General features: G+C 64.4%; 15 protein-coding genes. 9 read left to right on the top strand and 6 right to left on the bottom strand.

Translation table 11 applies throughout. From position 1 onward, the window contains the following. Positions 1 to 4: 4 nt before the first annotated feature. The gene (locus IVB24_RS37910) at positions 5 to 976 is read right to left on the bottom strand and encodes a S1C family serine protease (RefSeq protein ID WP_094973291.1); all 972 of its coding nucleotides are present in this window, start codon (positions 974 to 976) and stop codon (positions 5 to 7) included. A 286-nt stretch (positions 977 to 1262) separates the two neighbouring features. On the opposite strand from IVB24_RS37910, the gene IVB24_RS37905 reads away from it, so the two are divergent. The 6 genes from IVB24_RS37905 (at position 1263) to IVB24_RS37880 (ending at position 8565) form a co-directional block, all read left to right on the top strand. Next, entirely contained in the window at positions 1263 to 2681 is a 1419-nt protein-coding gene (locus tag IVB24_RS37905; protein ID WP_247771598.1) for a M20 family metallopeptidase, read from the top strand. A gap of 261 nt (positions 2682 to 2942) precedes the next feature. Beyond that, complete coding sequence (locus IVB24_RS37900; protein WP_094973289.1) at positions 2943 to 4733, top strand: peptide ABC transporter substrate-binding protein; 1791 nt, start codon at positions 2943 to 2945, stop codon at positions 4731 to 4733. Between the two features lie 29 nt (positions 4734 to 4762). Then, on the top strand, positions 4763 to 5722 hold the full coding sequence (locus IVB24_RS37895; protein WP_140482449.1) for an ABC transporter permease: 960 nt from the start codon (positions 4763 to 4765) through the stop codon (positions 5720 to 5722). After that, a complete protein-coding gene (locus IVB24_RS37890) occupies positions 5688 to 6605 on the top strand; it encodes an ABC transporter permease (RefSeq protein WP_166467315.1) in 918 nt (305 codons plus the stop codon). The genes IVB24_RS37895 and IVB24_RS37890 overlap by 35 nt, the downstream gene beginning before the upstream one ends. After that, a complete protein-coding gene (locus IVB24_RS37885) occupies positions 6605 to 7600 on the top strand; it encodes an ABC transporter ATP-binding protein (protein WP_247771597.1) in 996 nt (331 codons plus the stop codon). The genes IVB24_RS37890 and IVB24_RS37885 overlap by 1 nt, the downstream gene beginning before the upstream one ends. Further along, on the top strand, positions 7597 to 8565 hold the full coding sequence (locus IVB24_RS37880; RefSeq protein ID WP_094973285.1) for a dipeptide ABC transporter ATP-binding protein: 969 nt from the start codon (positions 7597 to 7599) through the stop codon (positions 8563 to 8565). Before IVB24_RS37885 ends, IVB24_RS37880 begins: the two co-directional genes overlap by 4 nt. A gap of 16 nt (positions 8566 to 8581) precedes the next feature. On the opposite strand, the gene IVB24_RS37875 is transcribed toward IVB24_RS37880, so the two are convergent. After that, on the bottom strand, positions 8582 to 9229 hold the full coding sequence (locus IVB24_RS37875; protein WP_346771351.1) for an HAD family phosphatase: 648 nt from the start codon (positions 9227 to 9229) through the stop codon (positions 8582 to 8584). Between the two features lie 80 nt (positions 9230 to 9309). Next, positions 9310 to 9531, bottom strand: a complete 222-nt coding sequence (locus IVB24_RS37870; RefSeq protein ID WP_094973283.1) for a dodecin — start codon at positions 9529 to 9531, stop codon at positions 9310 to 9312. Between the two features lie 163 nt (positions 9532 to 9694). Between IVB24_RS37870 and IVB24_RS37865 the strand changes: the two genes are divergently transcribed. The 3 genes from IVB24_RS37865 (at position 9695) to IVB24_RS37855 (ending at position 11894) form a co-directional block, all read left to right on the top strand. Beyond that, positions 9695 to 10576: a DMT family transporter gene (locus tag IVB24_RS37865; protein ID WP_247771595.1), complete on the top strand. Its 882-nt coding sequence runs from the start codon at positions 9695 to 9697 to the stop codon at positions 10574 to 10576. A gap of 140 nt (positions 10577 to 10716) precedes the next feature. Continuing rightward, positions 10717 to 11718, top strand: coding sequence for a glycoside hydrolase family 16 protein (locus IVB24_RS37860; RefSeq protein ID WP_247774251.1), 1002 nt, complete (start codon positions 10717 to 10719; stop codon positions 11716 to 11718). A 2-nt stretch (positions 11719 to 11720) separates the two neighbouring features. Continuing rightward, a complete protein-coding gene (locus IVB24_RS37855) occupies positions 11721 to 11894 on the top strand; it encodes a hypothetical protein (RefSeq protein ID WP_247771594.1) in 174 nt (57 codons plus the stop codon). Positions 11895 to 11903: 9 nt separating this feature from the next. Here IVB24_RS37855 and IVB24_RS37850 read toward each other — a convergent pair whose 3' ends face one another. The 3 genes from IVB24_RS37850 to IVB24_RS37840 form a co-directional block, all read right to left on the bottom strand. Continuing rightward, the gene (locus IVB24_RS37850) at positions 11904 to 12461 is read right to left on the bottom strand and encodes an HNH endonuclease (protein ID WP_094973281.1); all 558 of its coding nucleotides are present in this window, start codon (positions 12459 to 12461) and stop codon (positions 11904 to 11906) included. Positions 12462 to 12676: 215 nt separating this feature from the next. Continuing rightward, positions 12677 to 13654, bottom strand: coding sequence for a peptidyl-alpha-hydroxyglycine alpha-amidating lyase family protein (locus IVB24_RS37845; protein WP_247771593.1), 978 nt, complete (start codon positions 13652 to 13654; stop codon positions 12677 to 12679). Between the two features lie 48 nt (positions 13655 to 13702). Next, positions 13703 to 15478 carry an NAD(P)/FAD-dependent oxidoreductase gene (locus IVB24_RS37840; protein WP_247771592.1) on the bottom strand — a complete coding sequence of 592 codons (1776 nt, stop codon included), beginning with the start codon at positions 15476 to 15478 and terminating at the stop codon, positions 13703 to 13705. Positions 15479 to 15637 lie beyond the last annotated feature (159 nt).

The raw sequence follows: 15637 nt of genomic DNA, 5'->3' as shown, positions 1-15637 counted from the left end.
CGGATCAATGCAGCTTTGGCGCCTTCAAGAGCTTGAAGCGATCGGTCGAGGTCACCGTGACGTCGAAGGTGACACCTTGGTGGTACACGGTTAGCGGCACATCGACGCCGGCGGCGCCGAGCGCCCACATCTTCTTATAGAACGCGGTCTGGCTCGTGACCTTGTCGCCGTTCACGGCGAGAATGATGTCGTCGGTCTTGAGCTCGGCGCGCGCGGCAGGGCCGTTCGGGGAGATCCCGATCACGACCACGCGGTTGTCGATCTCGGTCGAGTAGAGCCCGAGCCATGGTCGCGCCGGCTTGTTGACGCGACCGAACTTGCGCAGATCGTCGAGAACCGGCTTCAAGATGTCGATCGGCACGACCATGTTGACGTGCTCGGCCTTGCCGTCGCGTTCGCGCTCCAGCTGAAGCGAGCCGATACCGATCAGCTCGCCGCGCTCGTTGAGCAGCGCCGTGCCACCCCAGTTCGGATGCGCGGGATAGGTGAACATGGCCTCGTCCAGCAGATATTCCCAATAGCCGGCGAATTCCTGCTTGGCCACGATCTGGCTGGCGACCGAGCGCGTACGGCCACCGGCGCCGCCGACCACGACGCGGTCGCCGATCCCAGTTTTCGCTGAGCTGCCGATCGGCAATGGCTCGACGTCGAGGTCGCCGAGAGCCTGCACCAGGCCGAAGCCGGTTTCGGAATCGAAGCCGAGCGCATGGCCTTCGACCACCCGCCCGTCGCCGAGGTGCAGCCACACCGATTCCGCCTCGGTGATGAGATAGCCGATGGTCAGCACCAGTCCGCGGTCGATCACGACGCCATTGCCGGCGCGTTCGGTGCCCAGCGTCTCGGCGCTGAAGGCGTCCGGCGGAATGATGGCGTGCAGGCCGACGACGGATGCGAGTGCGCGGTCGAGATCGAAACCGTAGTCGCTCGCACGCGGCTGATTGGCCGGCGGCACTCTCCATTCGGTCAAAGCGGGCATGGAGTTCTCCTGGCTTTAGTGCGTCGCTCCGAGATTGCTGCCGAGCGACGCGCGAAGCACGGTTAATTTAGGCTGAGGAAGGGCGTCTTGAAAGCCTCGTTCCCAACTATTCGTAGAACCCCGCGTGAAATCTTCGAAAGGCTCAGAGGCATCCCGTGCGGATGGCAGGCGACCCTCGATCCAGCATGCGGCCGCATGGCTGGTGTCCGGCGAGGTGCTAGGCGGCGTACGATGAAGCTGCTAACCATTGCCGCTTCCCTTGACCAAGAGATCACGGACCGAAGCAATGGATAACCGCAGCGACATCTGGCGTGGCATCGACACAATCAAGGGGCGTTTCATCGACCTCAGCGACAAGGTCTGGGGCATGCCCGAGGTGTGCTACACCGAGGCGCGGTCCGCCGCCGAGCACCTCGCCGAGCTGCGCCACCAGGGCTTCCGCATCACCGAGAAGGTCGCCGGCATTCCGACCGCGGTCATGGGCGAGTGGGGCGAGGGCGGTCCTGTCATCGCATTCATGGGCGAATATGACGCGCTGCCCGGTCTCAGCCAGGAAGCGGGCGTCGCCGAGCTTCGTCCGATCGAGACCGGCGGCCACGGTCATGGCTGCGGCCACAATCTGCTCGGTTCCGCCGCGCTGCTTGCCGCGACCGCGGTGAAGGACTGGCTGGCCGAAAACAAGGTGCCCGGCCGCGTGCGCTATTACGGCTGCCCGGCTGAAGAAGGCGGCGCGGCAAAGGCCTTCATGGTGCGCTCCGGTGCGTTCGAAGATGCCGACATCGCCGTGACCTGGCATCCGCACAGTTTCTGGGAGGTCGCGGTGACGCCGTCGCTCGCCAACACGCGCGCGGACTTCATCTTCACCGGCCGCACCTCGCATGCCGCGGCCTCGCCGCATCTCGGCCGTTCCGCGCTCGATGCGGTCGAGTTGATGAATGTCGGCGTGAACTACATGCGCGAGCACATGCCGAGCGATGCACGGGTGCATTATGCGCTGCTCGACACCGGCGGCATCGCGCCCAACGTGGTCCAGGCCCATGCGCGGGTGCGCTACTCGATCCGCGCCCGTGACCTTCCCGGCATGAACGAACTGGTCGGGCGCGTCAGCAAGATCGCAGAAGGTGCGGCGCTGATGACCGAGACCAAGGTGGAGATGAAGATCATCTCCGCGGTCTCCAACATCCTGCCGAACGCGCCGCTGGAGCAGGCGCTGCACCGGGTCATGGAAGAACTCGGACCGCCGCATTTCGACGATGCGGACAAGGGGTTTGCCAGCCAGATCCGCGCGACGTTGAGCGACAAGGATATCGCGTCGGTCTATTACGCGATCGGCATGGAACAGACCGATCGGCCGCTGGCCGACTTCCTGGTGCCGCTCGATGCCAAGCGCAATCCGCTGGTCGGCTCGACCGACGTCGGCGACGTCAGCTGGGTGGTGCCGACCGTACAGGTTCACGCACCCACGGTTGCGATCGGCACGCCGTTCCACACTTGGCAGGTGGTGGCGCAGGGCAAGAGCCCGCATGCCCACAAGGCCATGGTGCAGGCCGCCAAGGCGATGGCCGGTCTCGGCATCAAGGCGCTGACAGATCCGGAACTGATCAAGGCGGCCAAGGCCGACCTGAAAAAGCGGACGGCCAAGACGCCATATGTCTGTCCGCTGCCGGATCACATTGATCCGCCGCTCGACATGTCCGTCGCGTAGAATTTCGCCTCGACACTTCGTCTGATGCGGCGAACAAATTTTCCGCAGTGCAGCGTGCAATCCAGCACGTTTTGATGCTGGATTGCCAAATGGATGGGCTGCGGAGCGCAGTTTTGCCCAACAGACAGCCAGAAGACCGTTTGCATACACACGGTCCCAGTTGACGCACCCCCCATTCGGTGTGCCATCTACTGCCAGCTAATTGGGCGGCCACCTCGTGTTGGCCGTCATCATCACGATGGAAACCAGACGGGGACAACCATGCTGGATAAAGAACTGCGTTCGATGATCGGTGACGTGAAGGACGGGCGGATGGATCGCCGCTCCTTCATCAAGCGCATGGCCGCTGTCGGTCTCACCGCTCCCCTTGCCAATCAGATCCTCGCGCTGGGCGGCGTTGCCATGGCCGAGGGCGCCTCGACCTACAAGCCGACCAAGCGTGGCGGCGGCGGTGCGCTGAAGCTGTTGTGGTGGCAGGGCCCGACCCTGCTCAATCCCCATTTCGCCACCGGCACCAAGGACCAGGACGGCTCGCGCCTGTTCTACGAACCGCTCGGCTGTTGGGACCCGGACGGCAACATGAAGCTGGTTCTGGCGACCGAGATTCCTTCGACCCAGAACGGCCTGCTCGCCGCCGACGGCAAGTCGGTGACGTGGAAACTCAAGCCCGGCGTGAAATGGCACGACGGCAAACCTTTCTCGGCTGACGATGTCGTATTCACGTGGCAGTACATCAAGGATCCGGCCACGGCGGCTGTGACCATCGCATCCTATCGCGACCTCACTGTCGAAAAGATCGACGATCTCACGGTCAAGATCACCTTCGCGAAGCCGACGCCGTTCTGGGCCGACGCCTTCGTCGGTGCGACCGGCCAGATCCTGCCCAAGCATCTGTTCGCAGATTTTATCGGCTCGAAGTCGCGCGAAGCCCCCACCAACCTCGCGCCCGTCGGCACCGGTCCCTACAAGTTCGTCGAGTTCAAACCGGGCGATCTCATCCGCGGCGTGATCAATCCCGACTACCACATGGCCAACCGTCCCTATTTCGATTCGATCGAGATGAAGGGCGGCGGTGACGCCGTCTCGGCCGCGCGTGCGGTGATCCAGACCGGCGAATATGATTTCGGCTGGAACATCCAGGTCGAGGACGATGTTCTGCTGCGCCTGGAGAAGGGTGGCAAGGGCAAGACGGTCTATGCCGTGGGCGGGGATACCGAGTTCATCGCGCTCAACTTCACCGATCCGAACGTCGAGGTCGATGGCGAGCGCTCGTCGATGAAGACCAAGCATCCGCTGTTCTCGGATCCCGTGGTGCGCAAGGCACTGTCCCTGCTGGTCGATCGCGAGTCCGTCAAGAAGGCGATCTACGGCCGCGCCGGCCGCACCACCGCCAACTTTCTCAATGGCCCCGAGAAGTTCGTCTCGAAGAACACCAGCTGGGAATTCAACATCGAGAAGGCCGCCAAGATGCTCGACGACGCCGGCTGGAAGCCCGGCGCCGACGGCATCCGCGAGAAGGACGGCAAGAAGCTGAAGCTGCTGTACCAGACCTCGATCAACGGTCCGCGGCAGAAGACCCAGGCCATCGTCAAGCAGGCCTGTCAAAAGGCCGGCATCGACGTCGAGCTGAAGTCGGTGGTGGCCTCAGTGTTCTTCTCGTCCGACGTCGCCAATCCCGACACCTATCCGAAGTTCTACGCCGACCTCGAGATGTTCCAGATCCCGCTGAGCCAGCCGGATCCGTCGCAGCACATGCGCCGCTATTTGTCCACCAGCGTCGCGACCAAGGAGAACAAGTGGCAGGGCACCAACTTCCCCCGCTGGGTGAACAAGGAGTACGACGAGGCGATCACGGCGGCCGATATGGAAATGGACCCGGTCAAGCGCGCCGCGTACTACATCAAGGCCAACGACCTGATGTGGCAGGACACCGTGTTCATCCCCGTGATGCATCGTCTCAAGGTCGAGGCAGCCGCGAACAATTTGCGTCCGGTGATTTCAGGCTGGGCCAACGAAACCGACAATCTGTTCGACTGGTACCGCGAGGAATGATCCCCAAGCTCTAGACGGGGCCTTCCCTCATGAGTCAATACGTTCTGCGTCGCTTGCTGATCGCGATTCCGAGCCTGCTCGGAATCTCGGCCGTGCTGTTCTTCGTGCTGGCGCTCGCGCCCGGCGATCCATTCTCGGAGCTGGCGACGAACCCGAACGTCCCCCCCGAAGTGCAGGCTGCACTTCGGGCCAAGTTCGGCCTCGACGATCCCATCTACCTCCGCTACGTGCATTGGCTCAACGCGATGCTGCACGGCGACTGGGGCTTCTCCTTCGTCAGCCGGATGGACGTTGACAAATTGATCCTCCAGCGCCTGCCGACCACGCTCTACGTGATCGGCTCGGCGCAGATCCTGGCGCTGCTGATCGCGATTCCGGTCGGCGTTTATGCCGCGACGAAGCCGTATTCGCTGTTCGACCAGGTTGCCAACACGCTCGCCTTCGTCGGCTTCTCGCTGCCGACCTTCTTCACCGGCATCCTGTTCATCCTGATCTTTTCGGTCACGCTGGACTGGCTGCCCTTCGTCTACACCACCGACATCAAGGGCACCGGCATCCACTGGGTGTTCGAGATGATCCGGCAGGCGATCATGCCGGTGGCGGTGCTCGGCCTGTTCCAGGCGGCGTCGATGACGCGCTTCGTGCGGTCGGCGATGCTCGATGTGATCCGGCTCGACTATGTCACCACCGCCCGCGCCAAGGGGCTCGGACAGGCCAAGGTCATCGTCAAGCACGTGATGCGCAACGCCATGATCCCGGTCGTGACGCTGATCGCGTTGCAGATCCCCGCGGTGTTCGGCGGCGCCATCGTCACCGAGCAGATCTTCCGCATCCCCGGTATCGGCTCGCTGCTGATCTCCTCGATCCTGTCCAACGACACGCCGGTGGTGATGGCCGTCACCTTCGTGTTCGCGTGCCTGGTCGTGCTGTTCAATCTCATCGCGGACATCCTTTATGGCTGGCTTGACCCTCGCATCTCCTTCCGCTGAGCGGCGCGTCTACTCGCCCTGGCGCGAGACGTGGCGGCGCTACAGCCGCCACAAGCTCGCCGTGGTCAGCGCCTTCCTGCTGCTCGTTCTGATCCTGGCGGTGGTGCTCGGCCCCTTCGTCTGGCGGGTCAAGATCGACGACATCGACATCGTAGCCGGGCTCCAGGGGCCCTCGCCGGCCCATCCCTTCGGCACCGACGATCTCGGGCAGGATATCCTCGCACGCATGATCTATGGCGGGCGCATTTCGCTCGCGGTCGGCCTCGCTGCCATGCTGGTGTCGGTATTCGTCGGCACGCTGATCGGCGCGCTCGCCGGCATGTCGCGCGGTGCGCTCGGTCACGGGCTGATGTGGCTTACCGACCTGTTCCTGTCGCTGCCGCAATTGCCGTTGCTGCTGCTGTTGATCTATCTGTTCCGCGACGGGCTGAAGGCCGCGTTCGGCCCCGAGGGCGGCATCTTCATCCTGATCGTGCTCGTGATCGGGGGGCTGCGCTGGATGCCGGTGGCACGGCTCGTGCGCGCGCAGTTCCTGTCGATCCGCGAGAAGGAATTCGTCGAGGCCGCGCGGGCGCTCGGCGCCAGCCCGGTGCGGCAGGTCGTGCGGCACATCCTGCCGAATGCGCTCGGCCCGGTGATCATCGCCGGTACCATCGATGTTGCCGCCGCGATCATCGCGGAATCGACGCTGTCCTTCCTCGGCCTCGGCTTCCCGCCGGATACGCCGACCTGGGGCCGGCTGCTGTACGATGCCAAGGACTTTCTCGACATCGGCCCGCATTGGGCGCTGTTTCCGGGCGGCGCGATCTTCATCGCGGTGGTCGCCATCAACTTCATCGGCGACGGCCTGCGTGACGCGCTCGATGCGCGACGGGTGATCTGATGGCGCCGCTGCTCGAGATCAAGGGACTGAAGACCCATTTCTCAACCGACGACGGCATCCTCCAGGCCGTCGACGGCGTCGACATCTCCATCAACCGGGGCGAGACGCTCTGCGTGGTCGGCGAATCCGGCTGCGGCAAGACCGTCACCGCGATGTCGATCCTGAAGCTGATCGCGATGCCGCCGGGCCGTATCGCGGCGGGCCAGATCATCTTCGAGGGCCGCGATCTCGTGCCGCTGACGAGCAACCAGCTCGACGAGATCAGGGCCAAGGAGATCGGCTTCATCTTCCAGGAGCCGATGACCTCGCTCAACCCGGTGCTCACCATCGGCGAGCAGATCGCCGAGAGCCTGCGCCGCCACGAGTCCGTGACCAGAAAGCAGGCGCTCGATCGTACCATCGAGATGCTGAAGCTGGTGCAGATCCCCAACGCCGAAGGCCGGGTGCACAATTATCCGCACCAGTTCTCCGGCGGCATGCGCCAGCGCGTGATGATCGCGATGGCGCTCGCCTGCAAGCCGAAGCTGATCATTGCCGACGAGCCCACCACCGCGCTCGACGTCACCATCCAGGCGCAGATCCTCGATCTGCTCCAGGACATGAAGGAGCGCTTCGGCATGGCGGTGATGCTGATCACCCATGCCATGGGCGTCGTCGCCGAAACCGCGCAACGCGTCGTCGTGATGTATGCCGGCAAAGTGGTCGAGGAAGCGCCGGTCGACGATCTGTTCAGCAACCCGGGCCATCCCTATACGCAAGGGTTGATCCGTTCGATTCCGCGCATCGATCTCGCCGCCGAGCACAAGACGCGGCTCGAGGCGATCGGCGGCTCGGTCCCGATCCTGATCAATCCGCCGGTCGGCTGCCGCTTTGCGGCGCGCTGCAAGTTCGCCATGAACGTCTGCACCGAGAAGGAGCCGTTGCTGCGCGAGATCGCACCCGGCCATCGCATGGCCTGTCATCTCGGCGATACAAATCTGGGAGGCGCGGCATGAGCGAACCCTTGCTGCAAGTCTCCAACCTGAAGAAGCACTTCCCGGTGCTCGGCGGCCTGCTGTCGCGCCAGGTCGGCACCGTCTATGCGGTCGACGGCGTGTCGTTCTCGGTCAATCGCGGCGAGACGCTTGGTCTCGTCGGCGAATCCGGCTGCGGCAAGTCGACGACGGGACGCTGCGTGCTGCGACTGATCGAGCCGACCGACGGCGAGGTCACGTTCGACGGACAGGACGTTCGCCAGCTCGGCGGCGACGATCTGCGCGCGATGCGGCGGAACATGCAGCTGGTGTTCCAGGACCCGTTCGCCTCGCTCAATCCGCGCATGACGGTCGGCGCGATCCTCGGCGAGGCGCTGATCATCCACAAGCTGGGATCATCGGCCAAGGAGCGCGAGGAGCGCGTCGCCAGCCTGCTCGTCAAGGTCGGGCTCAAGGCCGAGCACATGCGGCGCTATCCGCACGAATTCTCCGGCGGCCAGCGCCAGCGCATCGTGATCGCGCGCGCGCTCGCGGTCGAGCCGAAGCTGATCGTCTGCGACGAGCCGGTCTCGGCGCTCGACGTGTCGATCCAGGCCCAGGTCATCAACCTGCTGGAAGACCTCCAGGCCGAACTGAACCTCACCTATCTCTTCGTCGCGCACGACCTCTCGGTGGTCGAGCACATCTCCGACCGCGTCGCGGTGATGTATCTCGGCCGGATCGTCGAGCTTGCCAAGGCCAGCGATCTCTACCGCAATCCACAGCACCCCTACACCAGGGCGCTGCTGTCGGCGGTACCGGTGCCGGATCCCAAGCTGAAGCGCGAGCGCATCCGCCTCAAGGGCGACGTGCCGAGCCCGATGAAGCCGCCGTCGGGCTGCCACTTCCACACCCGCTGCCCGATCGCCCAGCCGCGCTGCGCGGAAAGCGCGCCTGTGCTGAGGGAAGGCGCGGGCGGGCATTTCGTGGCGTGTCATCTCGCCTGACGCCGCGAATGCGGGTTCACTCGCGAAGCAGGCCGTGCTCCGACAGCGCCTGCTTGAAGCTTTCAACAGACGTGTGGTGGTGCGCAAGCAGGCCCGCCTCGCGCGCGCCTGCGACGTTGGCTACGAGATCGTCCACGAACAGGGCGGTCCGCGGTCTCATGTCGATCTCCGTGAGGCAGCGGCGATAACATTGCGGGTCCGGCTTGGCCGTCTTGAATTGCGCCGAGGTGTAGATCCGGGAGCCGAACAGCGGGCGCAATTCCGGCAGCAGCGTGTCGATGTGGTCGGCGACCAGCGTGGTGTTGTTGGTCAGGACGGCGATATCGACGGTGTTTCGCAAGCGGCCGGCGATGTCCAGCATCGCGCGATCTGGCTGCATTGAACGGCGCCGGGCCTCCACCCACTCCTCGAGTGACAGCGGATAGCCGATGCGTTCGCCAAAGCCTCCCAGATAATCGGCAGCCTCGAGCGCGCCGGAATCGCCGAGCAGCTCGAATCCGCTGTCCCAGATCGCCACGTGGACCGCTTCGCGCGTCGTTCCCGCGAGCTCCGCCAGATAGGCGACACGCGTCGCCCTGTCGTAGGCGCATAGGACATTGTCCATGTCGAATAGGACGAGCTTGATGGCGTCGCTCACGGCAGCACTCGCGGATCGGCCGGACATCCGGCCTTGATCGGAGTCTTATCTCGCCGGAACGCAGGCGACAATCCGGGGTGAGGCCGGATCGCCGCGACGAGGCCGCCTCATCCCTCCAGCGTGAAGCCGACGCGCAGCGTCACCTGATAGTGGCGGACAGTGCCGTTCTCGATGTGGCCGCGCGTCTGCACCACCTCGAACCATTTCATTTCGCGGATGGTCTTGGACGCGCGGCTGATCGCGTTCTTGATCGCGTCCTCTATCGAGCTGTCGGAGGATCCGACGAGGTCCAGGATCTTGTAGACATGATCACTCTCGGGTGTGGGCATGGGTCTTCTCCTGTTTCATCTTGCGGCCGACGAAGGCCTTCGGTGCGACGCGCATGGCGCCGACTCTGAACGGGCCTGCGCGCTTCGGGTTCCCCGGGGCCGTGATGGCCCGCATGCGCCGGCCGAGGTGGAGCCGGCCGCGCTTGCCTGCTAAGCGCTATCCATGGATTCGGCACGACGCGACAGGACGATCGGCTCTCTCTGCCTCTGCGTGACGGCGTTCGGCTGGGCGCTGAACTGGCCGCTGATGAAGCTGCTGCTCCAGCAATGGCCGCCGCTGTTCGCGCGCGGCCTTGCGGGCGTGTGCGCCTCGGTCATTCTCGGCATGCTGGTGCTGGGCCGGAAGGAATCGTTCGCCGTGCCGCGCGAGGCGATCCCGCGGCTGCTGTTCGCGACCTTCACCAACGTCTTCGCCTGGATGGGGCTCGGCACGGTCGCGATGAAATATGTGACGGTGAGCGAAGGCGCCCTGCTCGCCTACACCATGCCCATCTGGGCGATGCTGTTCGCCTGGCCGGTGCTGCATACGCGGCCGGCCTTACGGGACGTCTTCGGGCTCGTCCTCGGCGTTGCCGGCGTGACGCTGCTCCTCAGCGGCAACGGCTTTGCGTTCGGCGCCGAGAAGCTGATCGGGATCACGCTCGCGCTGCTCTGCGCCATCCTGTTCGCGCTCGGCAACGTGCTGAACCGCAAGCCGTTGCCGATGCCGCCGCTGGTCGTCGTCGCCTGGCAGGTCGGGCTCGGCTGCGCCACCATGCTGGTCCTCGGCGTGCTGTTTGAGCATCCTGACGTCACCGCGATCACCCCGCTGGGGCTCGGCTGCTTCGTCTACATGACGCTGGTGCCGATGGGCATCTGCTACGTGACCTGGTTCGAGACGCTGCGCCGCCTGCCGCCGACCACGGCCTCGACCGGCATGCTGATCGTTCCCGTGATCGGCGTGGTCTCTGCCGCCATCATTCTCGGCGAGCCGCTCGGCTATCGCGAGTGGACGGCGATGGCGATCACGCTCGGTGGCGTGACGCTTGCCTTGCAGCGCGGGTAAGGTCGTCCCGCCCCGGCCGCGGAGCGGGGAGCGAGAACGGAGGTTTTCAAATCGCCCGCTGGCGTCGGATGCCACCGTTGCCGGCGCGAAGACGGGTGAGCTAACTTCCGCGCCTGTCCTGGTCTCTTCGAGGTGCGATGATGATCGAGCGTTGGACGAGGGGCGCTCTGGTCGCGATCGGTCTTTGCGCCGTGCCTGCGCCGGGCATCGCGCAGGACGAGCTCGATGGCGCGCCGCTGCGCATGTCGCTGCAGGTCACGACCGATCCCTCCACCATCGCGTGCCGCAAGCTTGAAACGGTCAATCCGGCCTCGCTCGTTTTCCTGCCGCTGCGCCGGACGTTCAGCGAGGATTTCGACGAGCATCCGCTGTCGAACGGGCGCTGGGTCCCGCATTATGCGGGCGGAGCGGCCTGGCCGGAGGCGCGCTATTGGGGCGGCGACGGCTCCGACTTCAAGCGCAAGACCAGCGCCAATGGCGAGCAGCAGATCTATGTCGATCCGCGTTATGCCGGCCGCGCGGCCGCGCCGCTCGGCCTCGATCCGTTCAGGGTGAAGGACGGCGTGCTGTCGATCGTCGCCAGCCGCACGCCGCCGGAATTGAAACCGCTGCTGTTCGACAACGAGTACATCTCCGGAATTCTGACGACCCAGGGCACGTTCGCCCAGAAGCACGGCTATTTCGAAATCCGCGCCAAGGTGCCGGTCGGCCATGCGGTGTGGCCGGCGTTCTGGATGCTGGCGGACGATGGCGGCTGGCCGCCGGAGGTCGACGTGCTGGAAGGCCGCGGCGAGCGGCCGGGCGATCTCGTGATGACGACACATTGGCGGATCCCCTCGACCCAGAAGATCCAGTCCTGCGGTTTCGATTTTGCGGTCGGCGACGCCTCGAGCGCATTCCACAATTACGGTGTGCTGTGGCAGGAGGATCGGCTGATCTACTTCATCGATCGCAATCCGGTCTCCGACATCAAGGTGCCGATCGGTTTCGACGATCCCATGTACATGATCGTCAATCTTGCGATCGGATCGAAGTTCTTTCCCGGTGTCAGTCCCGTCGATGCGGAATCGCCACGAAGCGTCGCATTCGAGATCGACCGGATTTCCGCCTATCAGATCGACATGGAGCAGGCGCGGAGATAGCGATGCCAGCCGAAGTCTCGCGGCGCCATTTCGCCAAGCTCACGGGCCTTGCCGCGCTGGGCGTAGCCGCAGGCGCCCGCCACGCGGAGAACGACAAGGCCGCATCGATCGACCGCGCCGAACTGAGCGCGGCGTTCTATCCCGACGTGGTGGCAAGGAATGCGATCGGGGGGTGATACACGCCCCTACGGATCCAGCTCCGTATCCCAATACAGATAGTCCAGCCAGCTATCGTGCAAATAGTTCGGCGGGAACAGGCGACCGTTGCGGTGGAGCTGGTGCACGGTCGGCGCGAACGCGTGCTGGCGCGGAAACATTTTTGCCTGTGCCGGCGTGAGATTGCCCTTGCGCAGGTTACAGGGCGAGCAAGCCGCGACCACGTTCTCCCAGGTGGTCTGGCCGCCTTTGCTGCGCGGGATGATGTGATCGAAGGTCAGATCTTCGGGCGAGCCGCAATATTGGCAGGCAAAACGGTCGCGCAGGAAGACGTTGAACCGGGTGAAGGCCGGATGGGTGGTCGGCTTGACGAAGGATTTGAGCGAGACGACGCTCGGCAGCTGCATTTGCAGCGTAGGGCTGTGAACGGCCTGATCGTAATGTGCGACGATGTTGACGCGATCGAGGAACACCGCCTTGATCGCGTCCTGCCACGACCAAAGAGACAGCGGGTAGTAACTCAGCGGCCGGAAGTCCGCATTCAGCACCAACACCGGCCAACTGCCTTGCGAGACATGTGCGTTCAAGTAACGCTCCCGGCCTCCAACATACGCTGCGAAGCAGCATGTCCTGACATACTACATGCAGCGTGACGGGATTGTGAAGCCCGTTGAGCGACTTATTCAAGCGCAAGCAATGCGGCGCCGGGGTGGCGAAAGCGCTCAAAAAGCCGCGATTTGAGGAAGGTACGCGGCTGGCGCGGAACTGCCGCGACAGGCGGGTCGCGGCGCTGCTGTGGCAGCTACTCCCGTACCCGCTCCAGCTTCTGCAAGCATCGCGTCGCGCGCACCGCGGCTGGCATATCCTCGTCGGGAAAGCTGGTGTCCCAATTGGTGACGCCGACCTCACCGACATAGATGTCGCCCTTCGAATCCAGCGCGATGCCGTGGGGCGCCAGGAATTTTCCGCTCGCAACGCCCGGCCCGTCCTCGCCGCCGAGGCGTGCGATGCGATTGCCCTTGGCGTCCACGATCGACAGCCGCGGGCCGAGATTGGGCACCTTGCGGTTGATGGCAAGGCCCGGGCCGAGCTCGCCGATGACGAAAGTCGGGCTCTTGGCCCCACCGCAACAGCACAGCGCGCAGGGCCGATGCAGATTGTTCCACTGTGTCTCGTATTTGCCGTTGCCGTCGAATACTTGGACGCGATGGTTCTCGCGGTCGGCGACGTAGACCCAGCCATCGGCATCGGTGGCAATATTGTGCACGATGTTGAACTGGCCGGGATCGGTGCCGGGCTCGCCCCAGCTCTTGAGCAGCTTGCCGTCCGGCGTGTACTTGTGCACGCGCGCATTGCCATAGCCGTCGGAGACGTAGATCTCGCCCTTCGGCGACAGCGCGGTATGGGTGCAGCGATGGAAGGGCTTGCCGCTCATGAATGGCGACGGCTTCTCGGGAATGCCGATCGTCAGCAGCACCTTGCCCTCGGTGGTGCATTTGCGCACGGTGTGGTCGCCGTCATCGGTACAGTAAAGATTGTCGTCGGCGTCGATGTGCAGGCCGTGCGCGCGCGAGAACAGCCCTTCGCCGAAGCTGCGCAGGAAATTACCGTCGCGGTCGAGCACCACCATCGGATGGGCGCCGCGGTTGAAGACGTAGACGCGGTCCTTGCTGTCGACCGCGACGGAGGCGACATCGGTGAGCTGCCAGCCTGCGGGCAGTTTCGCGAAGTTGTCGACGACGCGGTAGCGGTGCTCGCCGCTGCCGAGAATGGCTGGCATTGTGTTCCTTCCTCTCACTGTCTCTGTCATGCTCGCAATGATGGAGCCTCAAGTGGCGCCCACCTCTCGCCCCAAAATTCCTTCCTCGATCGCCTTGATCTGCAGCGCGAGGTATTTCGAGTTGATGCGGCATTGCGCGAGGCTGCCGGCGATGAACCAGAGGCCGGGCTGCCGCGTGCGCGCATACATGTTGCGAAGCTCGACGCCGTCGCCAAAGCCCCAGATCGGGCCGACGCGGTCGGCGACGCCGTCACCGAACAGCTTCCGCACCAGATATTCCTGCGGCTTGTAGCCGGTGGAGAGCACGATCAGATCAGCGGGAAGGAGCGTGCGGTCCTTCATCCGCGCGCCTTCCGCGACGAAGCCCTCGATCTCGTTGAACTGCCTGAGCCTGATCGCACCCTCGACGATCAAATTGGAGCAGCCGACGTTGAAATAATAGCCGCCGCCGCGGGTGAGGTATTTGAACTGCCAACCGGTGCCGGCCTCGCCGAAGTCGAGCTTGAAGCCGACGCGGGCAAGGCCTTCGAGCAGCTCCTTGTCGAGCTGCTTCGACTGCTGCGTCAGCATCACATGCGTCTTCTTCGCCAGCGGCGTCGGCATCGAAGCCGCGATCAAATCGTTGTCATCGAGCGTGCCTTCATTGTAGGTCGCATAAGCGAGCTGCGCCGACGGTTCGATATTTGTGACCAGCGTCGGAGAGCGCTGCACCAGCGTCACCTCGGCGCCGCTGGAATGAAGATCCTGCGCGATGTCGTGACCGCTGTTGCCGGTGCCGATGACGACCGCGCGCTTGCCTTTCCAGTTCTCGCCGTCCTCGTAGCGGCTGGAATGCAGCAGCGTTCCCTTGAAATTCTCGAGCGTCGGAATATCGGGAATATTGGCGATGCCGCTGACGCCGGTTGCCATGACGACGTGACGCGGATGCATGGTCCGCTGGCCGCCGTCGGCGCGGCGCAGGGTGACCGTCCAGCGTCCGTTCGCCTCGTCGTAAGAGCCGCCCTCGAATTCGGTGGCGGTCCAGAAGTTCAGCTCCATGGCGTCGACATAGGCTTCGAACCAATTGGCGAGCTTGTCCTTGGGGATATAGGTCGGCCAGTTTGGCGGGAACGGCATGTAGGGAAGGTGATTGACCTGCACCTGGTTGTGCAGGGTCAGCGCGTGATAGCGCTTGCGCCAATTGTCGCCGATTCTCGACTCGCGATCGACGATCAGCGCGTCGACCTGGAGCTGCTTCAGCCGTGCTGCGATCGCGAGCCCGGCCTGGCCGCCGCCGACCACCAGCACGGCCGGATCGCGATCGGCATAGTCGCGCGAGACGTTGCGCAGGTCGAGCCAGTTCGGTCCGCGGAAATCGCGCGAATAGGCCTGGCCGCGCGGCCGCGACGTGCCGAGCTGTTCCTCGAAACCTTTCAATTCGTCGAGCGCCGTGAGCAGCGTCCACGCCTTCAGGCGGTCGTCGTCGGCGCTGTCGGGAATGAGCCGCAGGATACCGCTACCATGCCCGGTCGCGGTTTCGAAATCGAAGATCGCTTCGATGGTGTTGGTGCCGGCGCGCGTCACCCAGCGCGGCGGCGCACGGTTGGGCGCGACCTTGAAATTGGCTGGTGCCGCCTTCGGCCCCAGCGCGGCCAGGGTTTGCGCAATCGTCTCGCGGCCGGCGATCGTTTGCAGGTTCCAGCTCAGCGCCAGCACGTCGCGCCAGAAGCTGTCGGCCACGAAAAGGCGGTCCAGCTTGGCGGGATCGGGCCTGTTCAGCGCGCGCTCGAATGCGTCGAGCCAGGCCTGGGCGCTGACGGATAGATTCTTGGTCTTGTCGAGCATGCGCGACCTCGTGGCCGTCTTTCGCGGCGTTTCCTGTGAGGTCGAACGCTATACGGTTTCCTCGCCCGCCAAAAGCCACGGACCCGAGCGAGGCAGGCATGCAGCCCTGCCCGGACGGAATATGGCATGGCCCTCAACGCGCGCGGGACGCCGGCCGGA

It is taken from the genome of Bradyrhizobium sp. 192 (genome assembly GCF_023100965.1).
GTDB lineage: Bacteria > Pseudomonadota > Alphaproteobacteria > Rhizobiales > Xanthobacteraceae > Bradyrhizobium > Bradyrhizobium symbiodeficiens.
Note: the sequence above shows the minus strand (reverse complement) of the source record. Positions and strands in the feature narration are given on the sequence as shown.